The following is a 23,295-nucleotide window of genomic DNA, read 5'->3' as shown; positions in this document are numbered from 1 at the left end:
CGAGGAAGACACCATGACCACCACCGCAACGGCCGATCAGGCGTCCGTCGCCGTCGTCGGGCGCGTCGCGCGCGTGACCGGCCCCGTCGTCGACATCGAGTTCCCGCACGACGCGATCCCCGACATCTACAACGCGCTCAAGACCACGATCACCATCGGCGAGGAGTCGACGGAGATCACGCTCGAGGTCGCCCAGCACCTGGGTGATGACCTCGTGCGCGCCATCGCCCTGAAGCCCACGGACGGTATCGTCCGCGGGCAGGAGGTGCGCAACACCGGCGGCCCGATCACGGTTCCCGTCGGCGATGTCACCAAGGGCAAGGTCTTCAACGTGACCGGCGACGTCCTCAACGCCGCTCCGGGCGAGCAGGTCGAGATCACCGAGCGCTGGGGCATCCACCGCCAGGCGCCGAGCTTCGACCAGCTCGAGTCGAAGACGGAGATGTTCGAGACCGGCATCAAGAGCATCGACCTGCTCACCCCGTACGTGCAGGGCGGCAAGATCGGCCTGTTCGGCGGTGCCGGTGTCGGCAAGACCGTCCTCATCCAGGAGATGATCCAGCGCGTCGCGCAGGACCACGGTGGTGTGTCGGTGTTCGCCGGTGTCGGTGAGCGCACCCGTGAGGGCAACGACCTCATCGGTGAGATGGAGGAGGCAGGCGTCTTCGACAAGACCGCCCTCGTCTTCGGCCAGATGGACGAGCCGCCGGGGACGCGTCTTCGTGTCGCACTGTCGGCTCTGACGATGGCGGAGTACTTCCGTGACGTGCAGAAGCAGGACGTGCTGCTGTTCATCGACAACATCTTCCGCTTCACGCAGGCCGGTTCCGAGGTCTCCACGCTGCTGGGTCGTATGCCCTCCGCCGTGGGTTACCAGCCGAACCTCGCCGACGAGATGGGTGTGCTCCAGGAGCGCATCACGTCGACCCGCGGACACTCGATCACCTCGCTGCAGGCGATCTACGTCCCCGCCGACGACTACACCGACCCGGCTCCGGCGACGACGTTCGCGCACCTCGACGCGACCACCGAGCTGTCGCGCGAGATCGCGTCGAAGGGCCTGTACCCCGCGATCGACCCGCTGACCTCGACCAGCCGCATCCTGGACCCGCGCTACATCGGTGAGGACCACTACCGTGTGGCCACCTCGGTGAAGCAGATCCTTCAGAAGAACAAGGAACTGCAGGAGATCATCGCGATCCTCGGTGTCGATGAGCTCTCCGAAGAGGACAAGATCGTCGTGTCGCGTGCACGCCGTATCCAGCAGTTCCTCTCGCAGAACACCTACATGGCGAAGAAGTTCACCGGTGTCGAGGGCTCCACGGTCCCGATCAAGGAGACCATCGAGTCGTTCGACGCGATCGTCAAGGGCGAGTTCGACCACGTGGCCGAGCAGGCCTTCTTCAACGTCGGCGGTATCTCCGACGTCGAGGCCAAGTGGGCGCAGATCCAGAAGGAGAACGGCTGATCATGCCGCTCAAGGTGAGTCTGGTCTCCGCGGATGCCGAGGTCTGGTCCGGTGAGGCGGACCTGGTCATCGCGAAGACCATCGAGGGCGAGATCGGTTTCATGACCGGTCACGAGCCGGTGCTGGCGATCCTCGCCGAGGGGCAGGTGCGCATCACCGAGCCCGGTGGGAACAAGATCGTCGCGAACGCGCACGACGGCTTCATCTCCGTCGAGCACGACCAGGTCACGATCGTGGCCGGCAACGCGGCACTCGTTTCCTGACCCGCATCCCGTACACACGCCGTCCGCTCTCGCGGGCGGCGTGTGTCGTTCTCCTGGAGTGACCATGCTCGTGCTGCTGCCACCGTCCGAGACCAAGCGCGCCGGTGGTGCGGGCGCACCGTGGAGCTCGGTGGCCCTGCGGTTGCCGGAGCTGACGCCGCAGCGCGAGGCGGTCGTGTCGGCGCTCGTGGAACTCTCGCGCGACGAGGATGCGGCCGCGAACATCCTCAAGCTGAGCGCGCGCCAGCGGGGGGAGGTGGCGGTCAACGCCGCGCTGCGGTCATCTCCCACGATGCCGGCGGTCGACCGCTACACGGGTGTCCTGTTCGATGCCCTCGACGCCTCATCTCTCGATGCGCGGGCGCGACGGTGGCTCGGAGAGCATGTGCTGATCCACTCCGCCCCGTTCGGCCCGGTCGGAGCTCTCGATCCGCTTCCGGCCTACCGGCTGGGGGCCGGCGCGTCTCTGCCGGGCCTCGCTCCGCTGCGCCGGCATTGGGCCGAGGCGGTGACGTCGGCGCTGGGAGAGGCCGGCGCGCGCTTCATCCTGGACCTGCGTTCCGAGGCCTATGTGGCGCTCGGCCCCGTTCCCGAGGGGTCCGCTTCCGCCTACGTCCGTGTCGTCACCACGGGCGCGGACGGCGAGGTGCGGGCGCTCAACCACTTCAACAAGCACGCCAAGGGTGCCCTCGTCCGCAGGCTCGCGCAGGAGCGTCCGCGGATCGCGTCCCGTGGCGCGTTCCTCCGCTGGACGGAAGACGCCGGGATCGCGGCCTCCGACGCCGAGAACGGCGAACTCCGCCTCACGGTATGAGGGTTCATCCCCAACTTCACGCAAGCCCCTGTCAGGCAACACTCAGGGTCGCTACGATGTGAGCCGCGGGACGGGTGGTTCCGCGAGGCCACCATGCCTCTGACCCGAGAGGATTCCCCGTGAACCCTTATGCGTACAACTATGACTACGGCTATTCCGGGGCCGCGTTCCTGGGATTCTTCGCCGTCTTCTTCGGCGTCTTCCTTCTGATCGGTATCGCCGCCTACGTCGTCTCCTCGATCTTCTACAACAAGCTCTTCGAGAAGGCCGGCGTCGAGGGCAAGTGGCGCGGCTGGGTGCCCGTGTACCGCGAGATGGTGTTCGTGAAGCTCGGCGACCTCAACCCCTGGTGGCTCCTCGTGCTCTTCGGCGCGTCTTTCGTGCTGAGCCTGATCCCGTACATCGGCACGTTCTTCGCGCTCCTCCCCACGCTGGCATCGACCGTGTACGTGGTGATGGCCGCGTACCGCGTCGGGCAGAAGCTGCAGAAGGAAGGCGCGTGGGTCGTCCTCTACTTCTTCCTCAGCATCGTCTGGCTCGGCATCATGGCCTACGACAAGTCGCGGTGGAACCCGCAGATCCCGCCGGCGCCGTGGAGCCGCAGCTTCCTCGCGGACAACGTCGTGTGGTCCGGCATTCCGGTACAGCCGGGTGCTCCCGCCCCGCAGGGGGCCTACGGCGCTCCCGGTGCGTACCCTCCCCCCGCCGGTTACACGCAGCCGGGCGGATACCCGCAGCAGCCCGGTGCGTACCCGCCCCCGCCGCAGCAGGGTGGATACGCTGCTCCCGGCGCGTACCCGCCGCCGGCCCCGCAGCCGGGCGCGTACCCGCCGCCGGCGCCGCAGCCGGGCGCGTACCCGCCGCCGGCGTACACCCCTCCTCCCGCTGACGGCGCGGCCGCGCCGAGTGACCCGGCCGTCCCGCCCACGGCTCCGCCCGCGCCGCCGACCACGCCCGGTTCGGATGAGGCCGAGCCGCCGCGCGGCTGAGAGATTCCCTCGGCGAGCCTCCGTCCCCCGTGAACGGAGGCTCGCCGCATCCGGCCCGCCGGGTCCGATCCGCCGGACGCAGTCGTTAGGATGTGAGGACCGCGCCGACATCGGCGTGCCCATACCCCCGATGGAAGGACACCGCGTGCCCGAGGCTGCGACCCGGCGGCGCACCGTGCCGCTGCCGCAGGGATCGATCGAGCTCGCCTGGGCGGCTCTGACGGATGTCGGACGCCGCCGCGAGGTCAATCAGGACGCTGTGTTCGCCGAGTATCCGTTGTTCGTCGTTGCGGACGGGATGGGCGGGCACATCGGGGGGGAGATCGCCAGCTCCAGCACCGTGAACCGCCTCGAAGCGATCGTCGGTTCGGGATCCGTCACACCCAAGACCATCGAGAAGGCGCTCGCGAAGGCTGTCAAGGACATCGCGTCGCACCCCGATGCCACCGATGACGGCACAGGTACCACCGTGACGGGTGTCTTCCTCGAACTCACCGGGAACGAGCCGCACTGGGTGAGTCTGAACATCGGAGATTCGCGGGTCTATCTGCTCCGCGACGACACCCTCGTGCAGATCACGACCGATCACTCCGTCGTTCAGGAGCTCGTCGCAGCCGGGCGACTCAGCCCCGAAGAGGCCGAGCATCACCCCTACGGCAACGTGATCACTCGTGCTGTGGGTCCCAGCGACAGTGTGCGGCCGGATTACATCCGGCTCGACGTGCTCGATGGCGATCGTTTCGTCGTGTGCTCGGACGGGTTGACCAAAGAGCTCACGGACTACGGCATCCAGCACTTCCTGCGCGAGCACGAGGACCCGGCCGAAGCGGCGGCCGCCATGATGGATGCGGCGCTGGAGAACGGCGGACGCGATAACGTCACCGTGATCGTTCTGAACGTCGCACGCACCGACTGATCCTCCACAGCCCTGCCCCTGCCGCGAGGCATGCCACCCGCGAGACCTGGTAGGTCTGCCGCAGCGAACCGCGTTCCACACTGGGGTCGTGTTCACTCCTCAGCCGGCCGCCGGTCGTGCCGCTGCCTCGCCGCATCTGACCCTGCCGCCACCGGATCCGCCCCGACGCCGACCGCCGATCCCGTGGCTGGCCTCTCTCGCGCCCGTGCTGGGGGCCTTCGTGCTCTGGCAGGTGACCGGTTATGCCGGAGTGTTGTGGTTCGCGCTGCTCGGACCCGTGATCGCCGTCGCGGGGGTCCTGGACGGATCCCGGGCTGGCCGCCGCGCGGCGAGGGAGCAGCAGCGGGTTCGCGCGGCGCTGGCGCTGCGCATCCGCGAAGAGATCGACCGGCGCCACGCTGTGGAGCGCTCGGAGGCGTCACGCGCGACGCCCACCCTCGACGGCTACCTCGACGAACCGGGGGAGCTGTGGCGACCGCATCCGTCGCGCGGCGGGCTGCTCGTCGTGGGTCACGGCGACGTCGTCAGCGACGTCCGTGTCAACGCCGCGGATGATGAGCTCTCCCGCGAACTGATCACGCGCGCAGGGACCGTCTCGGACGCGCCCGTGACGGTCCCGCTCGGCGCCGGGATCGCCGTGCGCGGTCCGCGGGTCATCGCGGCAGCGGTGGCTCGCGGGCTCGTGCTGCAGTTGTGCTGCACGCATCCGCCCGGTTCGCTCCGCGTCGTGACCGAGGCCGCCGATGCGTGGGTCGCCGCACTGCCGCATCGCGCCGGGTCCGGGGTGCCGTGTCATCTGGACCTCGACGCCGCGCAGGTGCGTGGCCGCGAGGACGCCGCGGTCATCGTGGTCGAGCCCCACGAACCGGTGCCGACCCGGTGCGCGGCGGTGCTCACCCTCGACGACATCCACCGCGCCCGACTGGAGTACGCCGGGCGCGCGGTCGACGTGTGTGTCGACGTGCTCTCGGCCGCTCAGGCCGTGCGACTGGCGTCCGCGCTGGGAGAGCGGTACCGGGCGTTGCCCGGGCGGCGAGAGCTGCCGTCGGACGTCGCGGCGCGCGAGCTCGAGCACCCGACTGCGGGGGTCGGTCTCGCCGTGGCGATCGGCGCCGACGGGAACGGACCGGCGATCGTCGATCTCGTCGCGGACGGTCCGCATGCCCTCGTGGCCGGGATGACCGGCTCCGGCAAGAGCGAGCTCCTGGTCACCTGGGTGGCGCAGCTGGCGGCGACGCGCAGCACGCGGGAGGTCACGTTCCTGCTGGCGGATTTCAAGGGCGGGACCGCGTTCGACGCCCTCGCGGAGCTGCCGCACGTCGCGGGTGTGCTGACCGACCTCGACCCGTACGCGACGCAGCGCGCGCTGGAGAGCCTGCGGGCGGAGATCCGGCACCGTGAACGTGCCCTCGCCGCGGCGGGCGCGCGCGATGTCGCCGACGCGGGTGTGGAGCTGCCGCGCCTCGTGGTGGTGGTCGACGAGTTCGCCGCCCTGCTGGAGGCGCACCGCGAACTCGGCACGCTGTTCGCCGACCTGGCCGCGCGCGGGCGGGCACTGGGCATCCATCTGATCCTCGGCACGCAACGTGCCGCGGGCGTGGTGCGCGAGTCGCTGCTGGCGAACTGTCCGCTCCGCGTGAGTCTGCGGGTCGTCGACGACGCCGACAGTCGCTTCGTCATCGGCACCCACGCCGCCGCGGAGATTCCGGGCGAGCTCGCATCCCGCGGCACCGCCTTCGTACGGCGCGCAGGCGATGCGGAGCCGCATGCCCTTCGCGTGGCGCGAACCACTCCCGCGGATGTGGCGACGATCTGCGACCGTCGCCGTGCGGAGCCCGCTCCTCGGCGTCCCTGGCAACCCCCGCTTCCGCAGCGCTGGCCGCTGTCCGAAGCACCGGTGAGCGCCGAACGACCCGTCGTCGGGCTCGTCGACGAACCGGATCATCAGCGTCAGCGCGCCGCGCGGCTCGAGAAGGACGACGCCGGCGTCCTCGTCCTCGGCGGTCCCGGAAGCGGGCGGACCACGGCGCTCGCTGCGCTCGCCGCGCAGTCTCCCGCGCGGTGGCTTCCGGGCGACCCCGAAGGACTCTGGGACGCGTTGTGCGAGCTCGACGGGGCCGACGATGCTCTCGTGGTGGTGGACGACCTGGATGCGGCGCTGGCCGGTCTTCCGCCGGACTACGCGGCGGCCGCTCTGGCCATGATCGAGCGGTCCTGTCGATCCGCACGCGCCCAGGGGAGGCGCTTCGCGATCTCCAGCGGGCGGGCCATGGGGCCGCTCGCACGCATCGCCGACCTCCTCCCGAGGCGCGTGCTGCTGCGGATGCCGAGCAAGATCGACCACCTCGGCGCGGGAGGCGCGCCCGAACTCTTCGATGCGCAGGCTCCCGCCGGGCGGGGCGCTCTCGACGGCCGGCCGATCCAGGTCCCGTGGGTCGAGGCCCCGCTCCGGGTGGCCGCCGTGGAGCCTCCTCTCTACGCGGGCGGCCCGGGTCCGGTGGGCGTCGTCATCCGCGACGGGATGCAGGCGCGACGGGTCGCAGCCGCTCTCGCAGACCGAGGGTGCGACATCGTCGCCATGGCCGACGTCGATCGCGCGGACCCGGGCGCCGCGCGTGCGATCGTCGCGGACCCCGAACTGTGGCAGAGGTCGTGGCCCGTGCTGCAGATGGTCCGCGCGCGCGGCGATCTGCTCGTGGACGCGGAGTGTGCCGCGGAGTACCGGATGCTCACCGGTGATCGCGCATTGCCGCCCTTCTGCGCTCCCGGGCGCGGGCGAGCGTGGCTCGTGCGAGAGGGGGCCTTGCCCGTGCGTGTGCAGCTGCCGGGCGTCGATCCGGCCCTCGCGCGCCGGATCGCTTGACCGCCCATGTGTCCGACCCCTAACGTCTGGGCATGACAACCACCCCCATCCACCTGCAGCGCCCGGACGGGAAGGGGCTTGCGGCGGGGACGCTGGGGCTCTGGGGCTCGACCGTCATCGGGCTCGCGTCCACGGCGCCGGTGTACTCGCTCGTGGCCACGCTCGGTTTCGTCGTGCTCGCGGTGGGGGCCCAGGCGCCCATCGCCTTCATCATCGCCTTCATCCCGATGCTGTTCATCGCCTTCGCGTACCGCGAGCTGAACCGGGCGGTCCCCGACTGCGGGACGACCTTCACCTGGGGCACCAAGGCGTTCGGTCCGTGGGTGGGCTGGATGGGCGGATGGGGTGTGGCAGTCGCCGGGATGGTGGTTCTGGCCAACCTCGCCCAGATCGCCTCGATCTACTTCTGGGCGCTGTTCGGCCTCGAGTTCGAGAACAACGACTGGCGGATCCTGCTGGTCGCGGTGGCGTTTATCGCCGCGATGACCTGGGTGAGTTGGCGCGGCGTCGAGATCGGCGAACGCATCCAGAACATCCTGCTCGCGATCCAGTACCTCGCGCTCGCGATCTTCGTGGTCGCGGCGCTCTGGCAGTTCTTCGGAGGCACGGCACCCAACCCGACGCCGTTCGACATCTCGTGGCTCAACCCCTTCGGGTTCGCCGACTGGAGCGGATTCACGGAGGCGGTGCTGCTGGCCCTGTTCATCTACTGGGGGTGGGACACCTGTCTGGCCCTGAACGAGGAGACCAAGGACCCCAAGCGCACGCCCGGGCGCGCGGCGCTGTTGACCACGGTCATCCTGCTCGTGACCTACGTCTCGGTGACGATCGCGGCCATGATGTACGCGGGCCTGGGCGAGGACGGCGTGGGGCTGGGCAACGAGAGCAACGCCGACGACTTCTTCCTCGCCATCAAGGACGGACTGCTCGGCCCCTTCGGATGGGTGCTCGTCGTCGCCGTCCTCATCTCCGCCGTGTCGTCGACCCAGACCACCATTCTGCCGACCGCGCGCGGCACCCTCGCGATGGGGGTCTACCGCGCGCTTCCCGCACGGTTCAAGGACGTGCACCCGGTCTATCGCACGCCGTCGTTCTCCACGCTCGTGATGGGGGTGGTCGCCGTCGTGTACTACGTGGGGATGTCGCTCATCAGCGACAACATCCTGCAGGACTCGATCCTCTCGCTCGGCCTCGCGATCGCGTTCTACTACGCCATCACCGGATACGCCTGCGTGTGGTACTTCCGGCGGGAGCTCTTCCGTTCGACGGGTGCCTTCGTGGTGAAGGGACTCCTTCCTCTGCTGGGCGCCCTCATGCTGACGTATGCCTTCCTCCAGTCGGCGATCGACATGTGGGACGTCGACTACGGCTACACCGTCCTGTTCGGGATCGGCGGAACCTTCGTCATCGGTATCGGGGCGCTCGCCGTCGGCGTCGTGCTGATGTTCGTATGGTTCCTCTTCCCGCGCTCGAAGAGGTTCTTCCGGGGCGAGAGCCTCAACCGCGAGACCGAGGTCCTGGTGCCGGACGAAGGCGACTACGGACGCTCGGTCGACGGTGGCTTGATCTGAGACAGGAGAACAGCATGCGCATCCTCATCATCGGCGCCGGAGGCGTCGGCTCGGCGGCGGCCCGGATCGCCGTCCGTCGCGACTTCTACGACGCCGTGGTCATCGCCGACTACGATCCGGCCAGGCCCGAGGCGCTCGTCGCCGAACTCGCCGACCCCCGCTTCAGCGCCGCTCAGGTGGATGCGTCGGATGCGGCATCCGTCGCCGCCCTCGTGCGCGACAGCGGTGCCACGCACGTGCTGAACGCGGTGGATCCCCGCTTCGTCATGCCGATCTTCACCGGCGTCTTCGATGCCGGCGCCACCTACCTCGACATGGCGATGAGCCTGTCGAAGCCGCATCCGGAGAAGCCGTACGAGCTCCCGGGCGTGAAGCTCGGCGACGAGCAGTTCGCCGCCGCGGAGAAGTGGCGCCAGGCGGGGCGGCTGGCGCTCGTCGGCATCGGTGTCGAACCCGGGCTCTCGGACGTGTTCGCCCGCTACGCGCAGGACGAACTGTTCGATGAGATCGACGAACTCGGCGTGCGCGACGGCGCGAACCTCGTCGTCGAGGGCTATGACTTCGCCCCCTCGTTCTCGATCTGGACCACGATCGAGGAGTGCCTGAACCCGCCGGTGATCTACGAGAAGGATCGTGGGTGGTACACGACCGCCCCGTTCTCCGAGCCGGAGGTCTTCGACTTCCCTGAGGGGATCGGGCCGGTGGAGTGCGTGAACGTCGAGCACGAGGAAGTCCTCCTCATGCCGCGCTGGACGAACGCGAAGCGCGTCACGTTCAAGTACGGCCTGGGCGACGAGTTCATCCAGGTGCTGCAGGTGCTGCACAAGACGGGCCTCGACCGCACGGATCCGGTGAGGGTGAAGGGCGTCGAGGTGTCTCCGCGCGACGTCGTGGCGGCGGCGCTTCCCGACCCGGCGACGCTCGGCGACCGCATGACAGGCAAGACCTGCGCGGGCGTGTGGGTGCGCGGCACCGGCAAGGACGGCGCGCCGCGATCGACGTACCTGTACCACGTGGCGGACAACGAGCAGACGATGCGCCAGGACAATTCGCAGGCCGTCGTCTGGCAGACCGCGATCAATCCCGTCATCGCCCTCGAGCTCCTGGCGCGAGGGGATTGGGTGGGGGAGGGTGTGCTCGGTCCGGAGGCCTTCGACGCGAAGCCGTTCCTCGACCTGCTGGCCGCGCCCGCGCCCGCGGGCTACGGCTCGCCGTGGGGGATGGTGGAGAAGGAGATCACACCGTCGGACGGATGACGCCGACGATCGCGTCGCCGCCGTGCACGGCGAGGGAGAGGTCGCGGCGCGCCGCATCCGCCTCGGATGTCGCGAGCGCACCCGCGCGCTCGAGCAGGCGCAGACCCACCGTCGCGGTGGCGCGCGAGGAGCCGTCGAGCATCTTGACGGCCGCCGTGGTGCCGTCCGGGGCCACCATGACGACGAGTCCTTCGGCGCCCGTCTTCGTGAACACGCCGGTGCGCTCGATGATGACGGTGTCCGGCCGGCCCGGTCCGTCGATCGTCCACGGGTTCTCCCGCACGGCGGCCATGAGCGTCGCGGCGCTGCGGTGCAGGGCGAACGGCGAACGCTCCGATGACGTTCCCATGCGATGCAGGGCGCGCGCCAGCCCCGTCAGCGTCACCGCCGGCACGGGAGCGCCGCATCCGTCGACCGCCGCTGCGACCGGACGCTCGCCGGTCAGGCGCTCCACGACCTCGCGGATGTGCTGCTGCAGCGGGTGCGCGGGATCCAGATAGCCGTCGGTGTCCCAGCCGGTCGTGCGGCAGGCGAGCAGCATCGCCGCGTGCTTGCCGGAGCAGTTCATCCGGATGCGCGAGCGCGTCGCGTGGTCGCGCACCATCTCGTCTCGCGTGGCCGTGTCGCCGGGCCAGGCCGGCGGGCAGCCGAGGTCGTCCTCGGTGCAGCCGGCGTCCTCGAGGATGGAGCGCACCACCGCGACGTGACGCTCGGTTCCGGCGTGGCTGGCTGTGGCGAGTCCCAGCCGCTCGCCCTCCAGCGCAGCCCCGGCGGTCACGCAGGCCAGGGCCTGGAGCGGCTTCAGGGTGGAGCGCGGCAGCACCGCGGATGCGGGATCGCCGTGCGCGGCGAGGACGCTGCCGTCGGGTGCGAGAACCACGGCGGAGCCGGTGTGACGCGACTCGACGAAACCGCTGCGTTCCACGACGGCGAGCTCGACGGCGGCGGTGGCGGAGAACGTCTCGGGCATCCTCTCAGCGTAGTCGGCGACCGCATCCGCCATGACAGACTGTGCCCATGCCTGGCACCCACCACTACCGTCTGAACGCTCTTTGGACCGGCAACCGCGGCACCGGAACGAGCGGATACCGCGACTATGACCGCGACGTCACCCTGACGGTCGACGGCAAGCCGGAGCTGCGGGGCTCAGCCGACAAGCCGTTCCGTGGCGACCCCGAGCGGTGGAACCCCGAGGACATGCTCCTCGCCGCGCTCAGCCAGTGCCACCTGCTGTCGTACCTGCACGCGTGCGTCGTGGCGGGGGTCGTCGTCGTCTCCTACGAAGACGCCGCCGAGGGGACGATGACCGACGACGGATCAGGAGCGGGCCGCTTCACGGACGTGCTGCTGACGCCCCGCGTGGTCGTGGCGGACGCGTCGATGATCCCCGCCGCCGAGGCCGCGCACGCCACCGCCCACGAATGGTGCTTCATCGCGAACTCGGTCAACTTCCCGGTGCGCCACCACGCGCAGATCACCGCAGCCGGCTGAGAGTCGGCGCGAACGACGAGATGCCCCGCGGGTCGGAACCCGCGGGGCATCTGGTCGTTCAGGGGATCAGCGCACGTCGTCGTCGACCCAGTCCATGGACTTGGTGACGGCCTTCTTCCACAGGCGCAGTTGACGGTCGCGCTCCTCGGGATCCATGTTCGGCTCCCAGCGCTTGTCCTCCTGCCAGTTGGCGCGCAGATCGTCGAGGTTGTCCCAGAAGCCGACGGCCAGGCCCGCAGCGTACGCCGCACCCAGAGCCGTGGTCTCGGCGACGACCGGGCGTACGACCGGGACGCCCAGGATGTCGGCCTGGAACTGCATGAGGGCGTCGTTGGCGGTCATGCCGCCGTCGACCTTCAGCTCGGTGAGATCGACGCCGGAGTCGGCGTTGACCGCGTCGAGCACCTCGCGCGACTGGAAGGCCGTCGCCTCGAGCGCGGCACGGGCGATGTGGCCCTTGTTCACGTATCGGGTCATGCCGACGATCGCGCCGCGGGCATCCGGGCGCCAGTACGGAGCGAACAGGCCCGAGAACGCCGGCACGAAGTACACGCCGCCGTTGTCGTCGACGCTCTCGGCGAGCGTCTCGACCTCGGGTGCGGACGAGATGATGCCGAGCTGGTCGCGCAGCCACTGGATCAGGGAACCGGTGACCGCGATCGAGCCCTCGAGGGCGTAGTGCGCCGGACCGTCGCCCAGCTTGTATCCGAGTGTCGTGAGCAGCCCGTTCTTGGAGCGGACGATCTCCTCGCCCGTCTGGAAGATCAGGAAGTTGCCGGTGCCGTAGGTGTTCTTGCTCTCGCCCGGGTCGTATGCCGCCTGACCGAAGGTGGCGGCCTGCTGGTCGCCCAGGATGCCGGCGACCGGGGTCTCGCGCAGCAGCGACGAGGACTCGGCGGTGCCGTAGACCTCCGACGAGGAGCGGATCTCCGGCATCATCGAGCGCGGCACGCCGAAGTCGGCGAGGATGTCGTCGCGCCACTGCAGCGTCTCCAGATCCATGAACAGCGTCCGGCTCGCGTTGGTGACGTCCGTCGCGTGAACGCCGCCCTCGGTGCCGCCGGTGAGGTTCCAAAGCACCCATGTGTCGGTCGTGCCGAAGATCAGGTCGCCGGCCTCCGCCTTCTCTCGCGCGCCCTCGACGTTCTCGAGGATCCACACGATCTTGGTTCCGGAGAAGTAGGTCGCCAGAGGCAGGCCCACGATGTCCTTGTAGCGGTCGGTGTCACCGTCTGCGAGACGGTCGACGATCGACTGCGTGCGGGTGTCCTGCCAGACGATCGCGTTGTAGACGGGCTTCCCGGTGTTCTTGTCCCAGACCACGGCGGTCTCGCGCTGGTTGGTGATGCCGATCGCGGCGATGTCGTGACGGGTGATGTCGGCGCGGCTCAGCGCGAGGCCGATGACCTCCTGGGTGTTGCGCCAGATCTCGGCGGGGTCGTGCTCGACCCAGCCCGCCTTCGGGAAGATCTGCTCGTGCTCCTTCTGCCCGACGGAGATCACGCTTCCCTTGCGGTCGAAGATCATCGCGCGCGTCGAGGTGGTTCCCTGGTCGATGGCGAGGACGTAGTCAGCCATTGGATGGACTTCCTTGTCTGTTGGTTCGGATGGTGGGGAGGTGGGCGACGCACGGGAGCGCCGCCCACCCGGGAGTGGATCGGATCAGGCCGCGACGAAGCCCAGCAGGAGCGGGGCGAGCAGACCGGCGAGGGAGCCGCCGATGAGCGGACCGACGACCGGCACCCACGAGTAGGACCAGTCGCTGGAGCCCTTGCCCTTGATGGGCAGGATGGCGTGGGCGATACGCGGGCCGAGGTCGCGGGCAGGGTTGATGGCGTATCCGGTCGGGCCACCGAGCGAGGCGCCGATGCCGACCACGAGCAGGGCCACCGGCACGGCGGCGAGGCCCCCGAGGCCACCGGGGACGCCGATGTCGGCGACGCCGTAGTCACGGAATCCGAAGATGACGAACACGAGCACGAAGGTCGCGATGATCTCCGTCATGAGGTTCCAGCCGTACGAGCGGATCGCCGGCCCCGTGGAGAAGACCCCGAGCTTGTTCGCCGGGTCGGGCTCGTCGTCGAAGTGCTGCTTGTAGGCGACCCAGCATAGGACGGCGCCGATGATGGCACCCAGCATCTGGGCGAGCACAGCGATTCCGAACTGCGTGGCGCTGATGTCGCCGTGCACGAGGAGACCGATGGACACGGCCGGGTTCAGCTGTGCACCGGAGTACGCCGAGACGATGACGCCGGCGAAGACCGCGAGGCCCCAGCCCCAGTTGACGAGCAGGAATCCGCCGCCATTGCCCTTGGTCTTCGCCAGAGCGACGTTCGCCACCACACCGCAACCGAGCAACAGCAGCATGGCCGTTCCCACGGTCTCGGAGAGGAAGTACAAACCGAGATTGACTTCGTTCATGTCTTCATTGACCTTTCAGTGATGCCCGCCTGTCGCCCCTTCGTGCGGCGGGATATCGGGTTGCTCTGAACCTAGAGCGGGTGTGCGGGCGCGCACCAGAGGACGCGCCCGCACGTTCTCTCAGGAAGCCAGCCGTCCGCCCTCCGCGAGGTCGATACGGTGGTCGTCCCGAAGGATCTGGGTGGCGTGAGCGATCTCCTCGCTCACCCGCTCGTCATCCCAACCGAGCGGCTCGGCGATCGCCTCGGCGGCCTCCTGGAGGGTGGCCGTGCTCAGCCCGCCGACGAAGGCGATGTCCGTGCGGCGCAGCAGCAGGTCGATGAGGTGCACGACCTGCTCGGTGCGCGCGAGGTAGGCGAGTTCTTCGCGGAAGTAGCCGTGCGCGTGCTCGAGCTCGCTCGGCTGGGCCGGGAGGTCGGCGAGCACGGCCTCGGCGCGGGTGCCGTAGCGGTCCAGCAGACTGAGTACGAGCGATGCGGAGTGACGACCGCTGCGCTCGGCGACCCACGCGCGGCGCGCTTCCGGGGTCATCGGGTAACCCTTGCCGCCGCCGATCGCCAGGCCCTGCGTGCTCACTCGGTGCGTGCGGCCCAGTTTCTCGAGCGCGCGGGTGCTGAGGTGCTCCGCCAGCGCGCGGAAGGTCGTCCACTTGCCGCCGACGAGGCTGAGGGTCGGCGTCTTGCCGAGCGTGCCGTCGACGATGCGGTAGTCGCGGGAGACGAAGCCCGGAGCCGTGTCGTCGTGACGCGGCAGCGGACGGATGCCGGAGAAGGTGTAGACGATCTGAGACCGGTCGACCTCGATCGTCGGGAAGACGTGGCGCACGAGGTCGAAGAAGTACTGGATCTCGTCGTCGGTGCAGGTGACCTTCTTCGAAGGGTCGGCGTCGATGTCGGTGGTGCCGACGAGGACGCGGCCCTTGAGCGGGTAGATCAGCACGATGCGCCCGTCCGAGTGCTCGAAGAAGATCTCCCGACCGCGGGTGGCCGCCAGCAGCTCCGGGTTGTCGAGCACGATGTGCGAGCCCTTCGTGCCGCCCATGTAGCGGGTGGGGGTTCCGAGGGCGGCGTTGGTGAGGTCGGTCCACGGCCCCGACGTGTTCAGGACGACCTTGGCCGCCACGGTGAACTCGGTGCCCGTGACCTCGTCGCGAAGCAGCACGCCGTTCTCGTCCGCGCCGATCGCCGTGACGTAGTTCGCGGCCATCGCGGAGCCGTCCTCGAGGCCGTCCGAGAGGACGTCCAGAGCGAGGCGCTCCGGGTCGTGCATGGAGGCGTCGTAGTACGTCGCCGTGTAGGCGAGCCCCTCGTTCATCTTCGGGAAGTCGGCGAGCGACTTCTTCTTGCCGACGAACCGGTGCCGCGGGACGGAGCCGCCGTCGCGCGAGAAGGTGTCGTAGATCACGAGGCCGATCTTGATCAGCAGCGCACCACGCTCGTTGGGCTTGCCGCGACCGTGTGTGACCAGCAGCCGGAAGGGCGCGGACAGGATCCCCGAGAAGGTCTTGAAGATGGGGATCGTCGTCGGCAGAGGCCGGACGTAGTGCGGGGCTGTCTTCAGCAGCGCGTTGCGTTCGGTGACCGCCTCCTTCACGAGGCGGAACTCGCCGTTCTCGAGGTAGCGCACGCCGCCGTGCACCATGTGGCTGGACGCGCTCGATGCGCCGGAGACGAAGTCCCCGCGCTCGACCAGGGCGGCCTTGACCCCCTGGAGCGAGAGGTCGCGGAGCGTGGCGATGCCGTTGATCCCGCCGCCCACGATGAGAACGTCGAGATCCTGAGCGTCGCGGATCTGTGCGACCTGAGGCCGTAGCGAGGGAGAGAGCGACATGTCGTCGTCGACCTTTCGTATCGATGGATCCTTGGCAGGTTGCATGGAAATGGGAACTCGTCGCAAGTTCTCTGCACAAACGTGCAGAATGATGGGACGGGCGAAGGGATGATCATGGCGGAGGCCGGGTCGATGAAGGTGCGCGACGCGTTGCGCGCAGCACAGCTGTACTACCTGCAGGACCTCACGATGGAGGCGATCGCGCGCGAGATGCACACCTCGCGCTCCTCGGTCTCCCGGTTGATCTCCCATGCGCGCGACACGGGCCTGGTGTCGATCTCGGTGCACTCCCCGCTCGCGGCGCGCAGCCAGATCGAGGAACGGCTGGCGGAGAGGTTCGGCATCACGGTGCACATCGTGCCGACCACGAGTCACATCGGCGAGGCCGAGCGTCTCGATCGCACCGCGTTGTCCGCTGCGCGCATCCTGAGCGAGCACGTCGACTCGTCGATGACCGTCGGCATCGCGTGGGGATCGACGCTGTCGGCCATCGCCCGACACCTGCCGACCAAGCGCACCCACGACACGCACGTGGTGCAGATGAACGGAGCAGCCAACGGACACACCTTCGGTGTCCCGTACGCGGGCGAGATCCTCTCGCGATTCGGCGCCGCGTGGTCCGCCTCCGTGCACCATTTCCCGGTGCCCGCGCTCTTCGACGAGGCAGCGACGAAGGACGCGATGTGGCGGGAGAGGTCGGTGCGCGCCGTGCTGCAGATGCAGCGTCGCGTCGGCCTGTTCGTGTTCGGACTCGGATCGCCCCGCGCGGCCGTCCCCTCGCACGTCTACTCCGGTGACTACTTCGACCAGCGCGACCTGGCGCTCATCGAGCAGGAGGGCGTGGTCGGCGACTGCGCGACGATGTTCTACCGCATCGACGGATCCTCCGACATCCCGTCGCTGAATCTGCGATCCAGCGGCCCCGATCTCGACGACGTCCGCCGCATCCCGCGCCGCTTCTGCGTCATGTCGGGCCTGTCGAAGATCGACGCGCTGCAGGGCGCCCTGGCGGCAGGGCTCATCACGGACCTCGTGCTGGAGGAGACCGTCGCCCGGCGGCTCATGAGCCTCTCGCGCATGAGCCCCCGGGCGGCTCAGACCTCGCCGAAGCCGTCTTCGACGAGGGCGCGCAGCGCGTCGATCGCGGGCTGAGCCTCGCGTCCGCGCGCACGCACCCGGATGCGTGCTCCGCGCCCGATGCCCAGGGCGATCAGCGCGAGCAGACTCGCCGCGGAGACAGGACCCGATCCCGCGTCGACGTTCTCGATCTCCACGAGGGCGTCGAACTTCGCCGCGGTCTTCACGAACGTGGCTGCGGGCCGCGCGTGCAACCCCGAGGGGTTGACGACGACCGCCTCGAACGAGGCCTCGTCCTCGGCGGAGGTTGATTCGGGCGCAGGCGGTGACGGCGCCGGCGTCGGTTCGCCGGACCCGGTCTCCAGGTGGCGCGCCTTCTGCGCGTATGCGCCGCCGAGCTCTGCGTGGATGCTCGTCCAGTCGGCCCCCGTCGCCGCGAGCACGACGGCCGCGACGAGTCCTTCGACGAAGGGCGCGGAGCTCAGGTGGACGCGCTCCGGGTGCTCGACGAACTCGAGCGCCATCTCGGCGCTCAGCACGGCGGAGCCGAGATCCATCAGCACGACGACGTCCTCGGTCGCGTCGAGCCGGTCGATGGATGCGGCGATCGCCGCCGCATCGGTGCCGAACCCGCCGTCCGCCGAGCCTGCGGCGATCTCGATCGGGGGCGGGCCCTCCGCCACCATCTGGGTGGCGAGGGCCACGGCGGCCTCGGCGAGCGGGCGGCTGTGCGAGACGACGACGAAACCGATCATGCGGCCGTCACCGCGTCCCGCAGCGTCGTGAACAGCAGTGCCGTGGATGTCGCCCCCGGATCCTGATGACCCGCGCTTCGTTCACCGAGATAGCTCGCCCGACCCTTGCGCGCCACGAGCGGGGTGGTGGCGTCACGACCGGCCTCGGCCGCATCGGCGGCGGCGGAGGCGACGGCCGCGAGATCCGAACCCGCGGCCGTCGCCTGCTCCCACGCGTCGACGGCGGGGAGCATCGCATCCAGCATCGTCTTGTCACCGGGCTCGGCCTTGCCGCGTGTGCGAACGCCCTCGGCGCCGGCGCGGAGCGCCGTGCCGAGGGCGGCGGCGTCCATCGCGTCGGTGGCGCCCGCCGCGCCCCCGAAGCGGAGGAAGAACGTGCCGTACAGCGGCCCGCTCGCCCCGCCGACGGTCGAGACCAGCGTCATCCCGACGGTCTTGAACAGCGCCGCCGCATCCGCCGGCGGGGTCGCCTCGACCGCCGTCACGACCGCCGCCATGCCGCGCGCCATGTTGGAGCCGTGGTCGGCGTCGCCGATGACGGAGTCGAGCTCGGTGAGCTCCGCCTGGTGCTGGACGATCTGGTCGCGGAAGCCGGAGATCCACGCGGTCAGCGTCTCGAGGGTGGCTGCGGCCATCGCGCGCTCACGCTCCCCAGCGCAGGCCCGGCGTGACCACCGGAGCATCCCAGAGGCGCACGAACTCGTCGTCGGCACGCACGACGGTCAGCGAGGCGCCGGCCATGTCGAGGCTCGTGATGTAGTCGCCGACCAGCACGCGGCGCACGTCGAAGCCCGCCTCCGTGAGCAGCGGGGCGATCTCGCCGTACAGGAGGTACTGCTCGATCAGAGGAGTGGCGCCGAGGCCGGACAGCAGCACGATGGCGTCGCCGCGCGCGTCGCCGAAATCATGCACGATCGGGTCGACGAGCATGCGGGCGATCTCGTGGGCGCTGGCGAGGGGCACGCGCGAACGTCCCGGTTCGCCGTGGATGCCGACGCCCACCTCCATCTCGTCCTCCGGGAGGTCGAAGGTCGGTTTGCCCGCCGCGGGCACGGTGCAGCTGGTCAGCGCGACGCCCATGGAGCGCCCGCTCTCGCTGACGCGGGTGGCGAGAGCGGCGAGGGCGTCGAGGTCCATGCCCTCCTCGGCTGCGGCGCCCACGATCTTCTCGAGGACGACGGTCGTGCCCACGCCCCGCCGTCCCGCCGTCCAGGTGGAGTCCTGAACCGCGACGTCGTCGGCGACCACCACCGACTCGACGCGCACACCCTCTGCGGCGGCGAGTTCTGCCGCCATCTCGAAGTTGAGGACGTCGCCGGTGTAGTTCTTGACGATGTGCAGGACGCCGGCGCCGGAATCGGCCCCGACGGTGGCAGCGAGGATCTGGTCGGGGGTGGGGGAGGTGAACACCTCGCCCGCACAGGCGGCGTCGAGCATTCCCGTCCCCACGAACCCGCCGTGCATGGGTTCGTGGCCGGAGCCGCCGCCGGAGACGAGCGCGACCTTGCCGGGTCGTGTCGCCTCGGCGCGGAAGATGACGCGGTTGGCGGAATCGACCCGCAGCTCGGGATGGGCGAGTCGGATGCCGGTCAGAGCATCGGAGAGTACCTGGGTCGGGTCGTTGATGAACTTCTTCACGGATGCCTCCTCATTGTGGCTTCGCAGACGCTCCGAATCTCCACCCGGCGGGGCCGAGCGTCAAGAGCCGGAAGCGGTGAATGAGAAAGTGTGCCGTCAGAGGCGCTCGTGAGGCAGGACCCGCTTGATGCGTTCGATGGCGCCGTGCGCGGGCACCTCGTTGTAGGTGCCCGCCAACTCCTGCTCCGAGAGGGCGTGGATCGCCGCCATGAGCTCGTCGGTCGCCGCGCGGCGGGCACGTCCGGAGCTGGCGGGGCCGTGCGCCGAGAGATCGAGCGGCTCGCCGAAGCGGATCGTCACGCGCGGATTCGTGCGCGGGAACTTCGCTCCCACGGGCATAGCCTCGTTCGTGCCGATCAGGCCGACAGGCACCACGGGTGCGCCGGTCTGGAGAGCGAGGAAGGCGACGCCGGTGCGTCCCTTGTAGAGCCTGCCGTCGAGTGATCGCGTGCCCTCGGGATAGAGCGCGATGGCCTTACCGGCCTCCAGCATCCGCTTCTGCTGGTCGAGCGCGTCCAGCGCCGCCTGTCCCGCGCCGCGCTCGACGGGGTTCGCCCCGAGGCCGAGGAAGATCTGCCGCGAGAGCCAGCCCTTGAGCCCCGGTCCGTCGAAGTAGCTCGACTTGGCGAGGAACTGGACCGGCCGGGGCGCTGCCATGGGAATGGCGAAGGAGTCGATGAACGAGAGGTGGTTCGCGGCGAAGATCACCGGTCCGGTGCGCGGGACATTCTGGCGCCCCTCGATGCGCGGGCGGTAGGCCACGCGTGCCAGAGGGGCCAGCACGCGGCGCCCGAGGAAGTACGCGAAGCCGACATCCGTCACCGGCTTGGATTCGGATGCGCGCGGATCGGGAACGTTCTCCGCGTCGCGGCTCTGCGCATCTGTCACCGTAAGAGGCTACTGCGGATTCCATTCCGTCCGGCGCATGAGGCCTCGCCGGGCCCTCTCAGCGAGGGCATGGGCGGATGCGGGATGATGGGTCAGCCCCGCACCGATTCTGGAGGTTCCCGTGCGCCGTCCGCTCCTCATCCTGTCCGCACTCGCGGTCAGCGCCCTCGCTCTTGCCGGATGCTCCGCCGCATCCTCGCCCGACGCGACCTCCGCCCCGACGGCGAGCGCCGCAGCGGACCTCTGCGCCGACGTCGCCTCCTCGGGCGCCGCCTCCGATGCGGTCAGCGTGTCGGGTGAGGTCGGCCAGCAGCCGACCGCGACCTTCACCGCTCCGTTGGACATCTCCGACGTGGAGCGGACCGTGGTCACCGAGGGCACCGGCACCCCCATCGCCGCGGGCGACTACGTCACCTACGCGCTCGCCGCCTTCGACGCGACCACGGGCCAGCTCCAGGGATCCGTGGGATACGACGGCACGCCCGTGCAGCCGCAGCCTGTCGCGGCCGAGAGCGTGCTCGGCAAGGTCCTCGGCTGTGCCACCCCCGGAACCCGCGTCGTGGCGACCCTTCCCGCGAGCAGTGACAGCGCCGCACAGGTGTTCGTCGTGGATCTCATCTCTTCGACGCCCGAGGCGCAGTGGTGCCAGGCGGAGCCGTTCGCTGGCGAGGCGCCCGCGGTGACCTTCACCGACGACAAGCCCACGATCACGATTCCCGCATCGGCCCCTGAGGATGGCGTCCGTGTCGAGGTGCTCAAGGAGGGTGACGGCGACACCGTCGGCGCCGGCGATACGGTCGAGGTCAACTACGCGGGCGTGAAGTGGTCGGACGGCTCGACGTTCGATTCGAGCTACGACCGCGGACAGACGGCGAGCTTCTCCACCGACGGCGTCGTGGTGGGCTTCAAGCGAGCGCTGGAAGGGCAGAAGGCCGGCTCGCAGGTGCTGGTGTCGATGTCGCCGTCGTGCGGCTACGGCGAGGCCGGATCGTCGCAGCAGCAGCTGGCGGGGGAGACGCTCGTCTTCGTCATCGACATCGTCTCCACGAAGCCGACCGAGGGCTGATCCCGTGCGGCGCGTCGTCGTCCTCGGCTCCACCGGGTCGATCGGCACCCAGGCGCTGGAGGTGATCCGGAACAATCCGGATCGCTTCCGCGTCGTCGGTCTGGCCGCGGGTACCGACCGCGCGGTTCTGGAGGCGCAGGCGGCGGAGTTCGGCGTCGCCGACACGGCGCTCGGGGCCGTCGAGGCGGAGGCGCTCGTTCGGGGCGTCGACGCGGATGTCGTCCTCAACGGCATCACGGGCTCCGTCGGGCTCGGTCCGACGCTGGCCGCGCTCGAGGAGGGGCGCACGCTGGCGCTCGCGAACAAGGAGTCGCTCATCGTCGGCGGCGAGCTGGTGACGGCGCTGGCTGCGCCGGGGCAGATCGTCCCCGTGGACTCCGAGCATTCGGCGATCGCGCAGGCCCTGCGCTCGGGCAGGCCCTCCGAGGTGCGTCGGCTCGTGCTCACCGCGTCCGGCGGACCGTTCCGAGGGCGCACCCGTGAGCAGCTCGCCGCGGCCACGCCGGCCGAGGCTCTCGCCCACCCGACGTGGGACATGGGGCGCGTGGTGACCACGAACTCGGCGAGCCTCGTGAACAAGGGGCTCGAGGTCATCGAGGCGCATCTGCTGTTCGGGGTGCCCTACGCGCAGATCGACGTCGTGGTGCATCCGCAGTCGATCGTCCACTCCATGGTCGAGTTCGTGGACGGATCGACGATCGCCCAGGCGTCGCCGCCGGACATGCGCCTGCCGATCTCGCTGGGGCTCGACTGGCCGCAGCGGGTGAGCGGCGTCGGAGCACCCCTCGACTTCACCCGTGCATCGACCTGGACGTTCGAGCCGCTCGACGAGGAGGCGTTCCCGGCGGTCGCGCTCGCCAAGAGCGTGGGAGAGGCGGGGCGCACGTACCCCGCGGTGTTCAACGCGGCCAACGAGCAGGCGGTCGACGCGTTCCACGAGGGGCGCATCGGTTTCGTCGACATCGTCGACATCGTCCGTCGCGTCGTCGACACGCACGAGGCCCCCGCTACGCTGAGTCGCGAGGGCCTGGCCGACGCCGAGAGCTGGGCGCGCCGTGCGGCGGATGCGGCGGTGGCGGCGTCCGGTCAGTAGACCGTCAGCCCTTCCGCCGCGAACTGTGCGCGCACCCGTTCGATGAGCTCCTTCTCGGGTGCGGGCGTGTCTTCCAGGGGGTACGTGCGTCCCAGCTCGTGCCACTTGTCACGACCCATCTGATGGAAGGGCAGGACCTCCACGCGGGTGACGGTGCCGGGCCGGATCTCGTTCAGGGATGCGGCGTAGCGGGCGACCGCGGCGACGTTGCCGACGTCGTCGGTGAGACCGGGGACGAGGACGAACCGGACCCACACCTCGACGTCGCCGCGACGCGCCAGGCGCTCGCCGAACTCGAGCGTCGGCTCGAGCTCCCGGCCCGTGACACGGCGGTACGTGTCGGGGTCGCCGGACTTCACGTCCAGCAGGACGAGGTCGGTGTCGGCGAGAAGCTCATCGGTGGCGTGAGCTCCCAGGTAGCCGGACGTGTCGAGCGCCGTGTGGATTCCCATCGCCTTGGCGCCGCGGACCAGCCGGGCAGCGAACGCGGGCTGCATGAGCACCTCGCCTCCCGAGATGGTGAGCCCCCCGCCGGTGGCGCGGAAGACGCCGAGATACCGGCGGAGGCGTTCCAGGACCGCATCCGCCGTCACCGGGACGCCGTCCTTCATGGCGAACGTGTCCGGGTTCTGGCAGTACAGGCACCGCAGCGGACAGCCGTTGAGGAACAGGGTCAGGCGCGTTCCGGGGCCGTCGACCGCCGTGACCAGCTCCCAAGAGTGCACGGAGCCGAGCTCGCCGGTGCGCATCGCGGCGAGGCGCCCGGCGCGGTCGATGTCGGCGATCTCGAGGCCGTGGAGGCCGGCGCCACCGCGACGGGTGGCGCCGGCCTCCACGGCCGGAGCGTCGAGCTGCACCGCATCCCGGGGGAGCGGCGTGCCCAGCAGCACGGTCAT

21 protein-coding genes are annotated in these 23,295 nt (G+C 69.8%); 12 read left to right on the top strand and 9 right to left on the bottom strand.

The window, feature by feature from the left end; genetic code table 11:
- Positions 1 to 13: 13 nt before the first annotated feature.
- The 8 genes from atpD to LXM64_RS11420 all read left to right on the top strand — a co-directional run bounded on the left by atpD (position 14) and on the right by LXM64_RS11420 (position 10,140).
- Positions 14 to 1,468, top strand: a complete 1,455-nt coding sequence (gene atpD / locus LXM64_RS11455) for a F0F1 ATP synthase subunit beta (protein ID WP_234073313.1) — start codon at positions 14 to 16, stop codon at positions 1,466 to 1,468.
- Positions 1,469 to 1,470: 2 nt separating this feature from the next.
- Positions 1,471 to 1,731: a F0F1 ATP synthase subunit epsilon gene (locus tag LXM64_RS11450; protein ID WP_137416473.1), complete on the top strand. Its 261-nt coding sequence runs from the start codon at positions 1,471 to 1,473 to the stop codon at positions 1,729 to 1,731.
- A gap of 64 nt (positions 1,732 to 1,795) precedes the next feature.
- Positions 1,796 to 2,545 (top strand): YaaA family protein, encoded by a 750-nt coding sequence (locus tag LXM64_RS11445; RefSeq protein ID WP_234075469.1) that lies wholly within the window; start codon positions 1,796 to 1,798, stop codon positions 2,543 to 2,545.
- Between the two features lie 119 nt (positions 2,546 to 2,664).
- Positions 2,665 to 3,534, top strand: coding sequence for a DUF5684 domain-containing protein (locus LXM64_RS11440; protein ID WP_234073312.1), 870 nt, complete (start codon positions 2,665 to 2,667; stop codon positions 3,532 to 3,534).
- 145 nt (positions 3,535 to 3,679) lie between these two features.
- On the top strand, positions 3,680 to 4,450 hold the full coding sequence (locus LXM64_RS11435) for a PP2C family protein-serine/threonine phosphatase (RefSeq protein WP_234073311.1): 771 nt from the start codon (positions 3,680 to 3,682) through the stop codon (positions 4,448 to 4,450).
- Positions 4,451 to 4,538: 88 nt separating this feature from the next.
- Complete coding sequence (locus LXM64_RS11430; RefSeq protein WP_234073310.1) at positions 4,539 to 7,313, top strand: FtsK/SpoIIIE domain-containing protein; 2,775 nt, start codon at positions 4,539 to 4,541, stop codon at positions 7,311 to 7,313.
- Between the two features lie 32 nt (positions 7,314 to 7,345).
- On the top strand, positions 7,346 to 8,884 hold the full coding sequence (locus LXM64_RS11425) for an APC family permease (RefSeq protein ID WP_234073309.1): 1,539 nt from the start codon (positions 7,346 to 7,348) through the stop codon (positions 8,882 to 8,884).
- A 14-nt stretch (positions 8,885 to 8,898) separates the two neighbouring features.
- Positions 8,899 to 10,140, top strand: a complete 1,242-nt coding sequence (locus tag LXM64_RS11420; protein ID WP_234073308.1) for a saccharopine dehydrogenase family protein — start codon at positions 8,899 to 8,901, stop codon at positions 10,138 to 10,140.
- Here the strand turns inward: LXM64_RS11420 and LXM64_RS11415 are convergent.
- Positions 10,121 to 11,110 (bottom strand): asparaginase, encoded by a 990-nt coding sequence (locus LXM64_RS11415; RefSeq protein ID WP_234073307.1) that lies wholly within the window; start codon positions 11,108 to 11,110, stop codon positions 10,121 to 10,123. The genes LXM64_RS11420 and LXM64_RS11415 overlap by 20 nt on opposite strands.
- A 47-nt stretch (positions 11,111 to 11,157) precedes the next feature.
- On the opposite strand from LXM64_RS11415, the gene LXM64_RS11410 reads away from it, so the two are divergent.
- The gene (locus LXM64_RS11410; RefSeq protein WP_234073306.1) at positions 11,158 to 11,631 is read left to right on the top strand and encodes an OsmC family protein; all 474 of its coding nucleotides are present in this window, start codon (positions 11,158 to 11,160) and stop codon (positions 11,629 to 11,631) included.
- Positions 11,632 to 11,697: 66 nt separating this feature from the next.
- Here the strand turns inward: LXM64_RS11410 and glpK are convergent, their stop codons facing one another.
- From glpK to LXM64_RS11395, 3 genes are all read right to left on the bottom strand, one after another.
- Complete coding sequence (gene glpK, locus LXM64_RS11405; protein WP_234073305.1) at positions 11,698 to 13,209, bottom strand: glycerol kinase GlpK; 1,512 nt, start codon at positions 13,207 to 13,209, stop codon at positions 11,698 to 11,700.
- Between the two features lie 84 nt (positions 13,210 to 13,293).
- Complete coding sequence (locus tag LXM64_RS11400) at positions 13,294 to 14,052, bottom strand: MIP/aquaporin family protein (protein ID WP_234073304.1); 759 nt, start codon at positions 14,050 to 14,052, stop codon at positions 13,294 to 13,296.
- Between the two features lie 120 nt (positions 14,053 to 14,172).
- Complete coding sequence (locus LXM64_RS11395; RefSeq protein WP_234073303.1) at positions 14,173 to 15,882, bottom strand: glycerol-3-phosphate dehydrogenase/oxidase; 1,710 nt, start codon at positions 15,880 to 15,882, stop codon at positions 14,173 to 14,175.
- A 114-nt stretch (positions 15,883 to 15,996) separates the two neighbouring features.
- Between LXM64_RS11395 and LXM64_RS11390 the strand changes: the two genes are divergently transcribed.
- Entirely contained in the window at positions 15,997 to 17,034 is a 1,038-nt protein-coding gene (locus tag LXM64_RS11390; protein WP_234073302.1) for a sugar-binding transcriptional regulator, read from the top strand.
- Here the strand turns inward: LXM64_RS11390 and dhaM are convergent.
- The 4 genes from dhaM to LXM64_RS11370 all read right to left on the bottom strand — a co-directional run bounded on the left by dhaM (position 16,977) and on the right by LXM64_RS11370 (position 20,240).
- A complete protein-coding gene (gene dhaM / locus LXM64_RS11385; RefSeq protein WP_234073301.1) occupies positions 16,977 to 17,714 on the bottom strand; it encodes a dihydroxyacetone kinase phosphoryl donor subunit DhaM in 738 nt (245 codons plus the stop codon). The genes LXM64_RS11390 and dhaM overlap by 58 nt on opposite strands.
- Positions 17,711 to 18,349, bottom strand: a complete 639-nt coding sequence (dhaL, locus tag LXM64_RS11380; protein WP_234073300.1) for a dihydroxyacetone kinase subunit DhaL — start codon at positions 18,347 to 18,349, stop codon at positions 17,711 to 17,713. The genes dhaM and dhaL overlap by 4 nt, the downstream gene beginning before the upstream one ends.
- A gap of 7 nt (positions 18,350 to 18,356) precedes the next feature.
- Positions 18,357 to 19,352 (bottom strand): dihydroxyacetone kinase subunit DhaK, encoded by a 996-nt coding sequence (gene dhaK / locus LXM64_RS11375; protein ID WP_234073299.1) that lies wholly within the window; start codon positions 19,350 to 19,352, stop codon positions 18,357 to 18,359.
- A gap of 96 nt (positions 19,353 to 19,448) precedes the next feature.
- Positions 19,449 to 20,240, bottom strand: coding sequence for a lysophospholipid acyltransferase family protein (locus LXM64_RS11370; RefSeq protein ID WP_419144834.1), 792 nt, complete (start codon positions 20,238 to 20,240; stop codon positions 19,449 to 19,451).
- A 121-nt stretch (positions 20,241 to 20,361) separates the two neighbouring features.
- Here LXM64_RS11370 and LXM64_RS11365 point away from each other — a divergent pair, with 121 nt between their 5' ends.
- Positions 20,362 to 21,306 carry an FKBP-type peptidyl-prolyl cis-trans isomerase gene (locus tag LXM64_RS11365; RefSeq protein WP_234073298.1) on the top strand — a complete coding sequence of 315 codons (945 nt, stop codon included), beginning with the start codon at positions 20,362 to 20,364 and terminating at the stop codon, positions 21,304 to 21,306.
- Between the two features lie 4 nt (positions 21,307 to 21,310).
- Complete coding sequence (gene dxr / locus LXM64_RS11360; RefSeq protein ID WP_234073297.1) at positions 21,311 to 22,399, top strand: 1-deoxy-D-xylulose-5-phosphate reductoisomerase; 1,089 nt, start codon at positions 21,311 to 21,313, stop codon at positions 22,397 to 22,399.
- Here the strand turns inward: dxr and pflA are convergent.
- Complete coding sequence (gene pflA, locus LXM64_RS11355) at positions 22,393 to 23,295, bottom strand: pyruvate formate-lyase-activating protein (protein ID WP_234073296.1); 903 nt, start codon at positions 23,293 to 23,295, stop codon at positions 22,393 to 22,395. The genes dxr and pflA overlap by 7 nt on opposite strands.

The sequence above is a fragment of the Microbacterium binotii genome (genome assembly GCF_021398715.1).
GTDB classification, from domain to species: domain Bacteria; phylum Actinomycetota; class Actinomycetes; order Actinomycetales; family Microbacteriaceae; genus Microbacterium; species Microbacterium binotii_A.
The sequence above is the reverse complement of the archived record's forward strand: the minus strand, read 5'-3'. Positions and strand labels throughout refer to the sequence as shown.

Excerpts from the sequence above, each read along its gene's own strand:
- atpD (WP_234073313.1), top strand. The coding sequence starts at position 14 with ATGACCACCACCGCAACGGCCGATCAGGCGTCCGTCGCCGTCGTCGGG.
- LXM64_RS11450 (WP_137416473.1), top strand. The coding sequence starts at position 1,471 with ATGCCGCTCAAGGTGAGTCTGGTCTCCGCGGATGCCGAGGTCTGGTCC.
- LXM64_RS11445 (WP_234075469.1), top strand. The coding sequence starts at position 1,796 with ATGCTCGTGCTGCTGCCACCGTCCGAGACCAAGCGCGCCGGTGGTGCG.
- LXM64_RS11425 (WP_234073309.1), top strand. The coding sequence starts at position 7,346 with ATGACAACCACCCCCATCCACCTGCAGCGCCCGGACGGGAAGGGGCTT.
- LXM64_RS11420 (WP_234073308.1), top strand. The coding sequence starts at position 8,899 with ATGCGCATCCTCATCATCGGCGCCGGAGGCGTCGGCTCGGCGGCGGCC.
- LXM64_RS11415 (WP_234073307.1), bottom strand. The coding sequence starts at position 11,110 with ATGCCCGAGACGTTCTCCGCCACCGCCGCCGTCGAGCTCGCCGTCGTG.
- LXM64_RS11410 (WP_234073306.1), top strand. The coding sequence starts at position 11,158 with ATGCCTGGCACCCACCACTACCGTCTGAACGCTCTTTGGACCGGCAAC.
- glpK (WP_234073305.1), bottom strand. The coding sequence starts at position 13,209 with ATGGCTGACTACGTCCTCGCCATCGACCAGGGAACCACCTCGACGCGC.
- LXM64_RS11400 (WP_234073304.1), bottom strand. The coding sequence starts at position 14,052 with ATGAACGAAGTCAATCTCGGTTTGTACTTCCTCTCCGAGACCGTGGGA.
- LXM64_RS11395 (WP_234073303.1), bottom strand. The coding sequence starts at position 15,882 with ATGTCGCTCTCTCCCTCGCTACGGCCTCAGGTCGCACAGATCCGCGAC.
- LXM64_RS11390 (WP_234073302.1), top strand. The coding sequence starts at position 15,997 with ATGGCGGAGGCCGGGTCGATGAAGGTGCGCGACGCGTTGCGCGCAGCA.
- dhaM (WP_234073301.1), bottom strand. The coding sequence starts at position 17,714 with ATGATCGGTTTCGTCGTCGTCTCGCACAGCCGCCCGCTCGCCGAGGCC.
- dhaL (WP_234073300.1), bottom strand. The coding sequence starts at position 18,349 with ATGGCCGCAGCCACCCTCGAGACGCTGACCGCGTGGATCTCCGGCTTC.
- pflA (WP_234073296.1), bottom strand. The coding sequence starts at position 23,295 with ATGACCGTGCTGCTGGGCACGCCGCTCCCCCGGGATGCGGTGCAGCTC.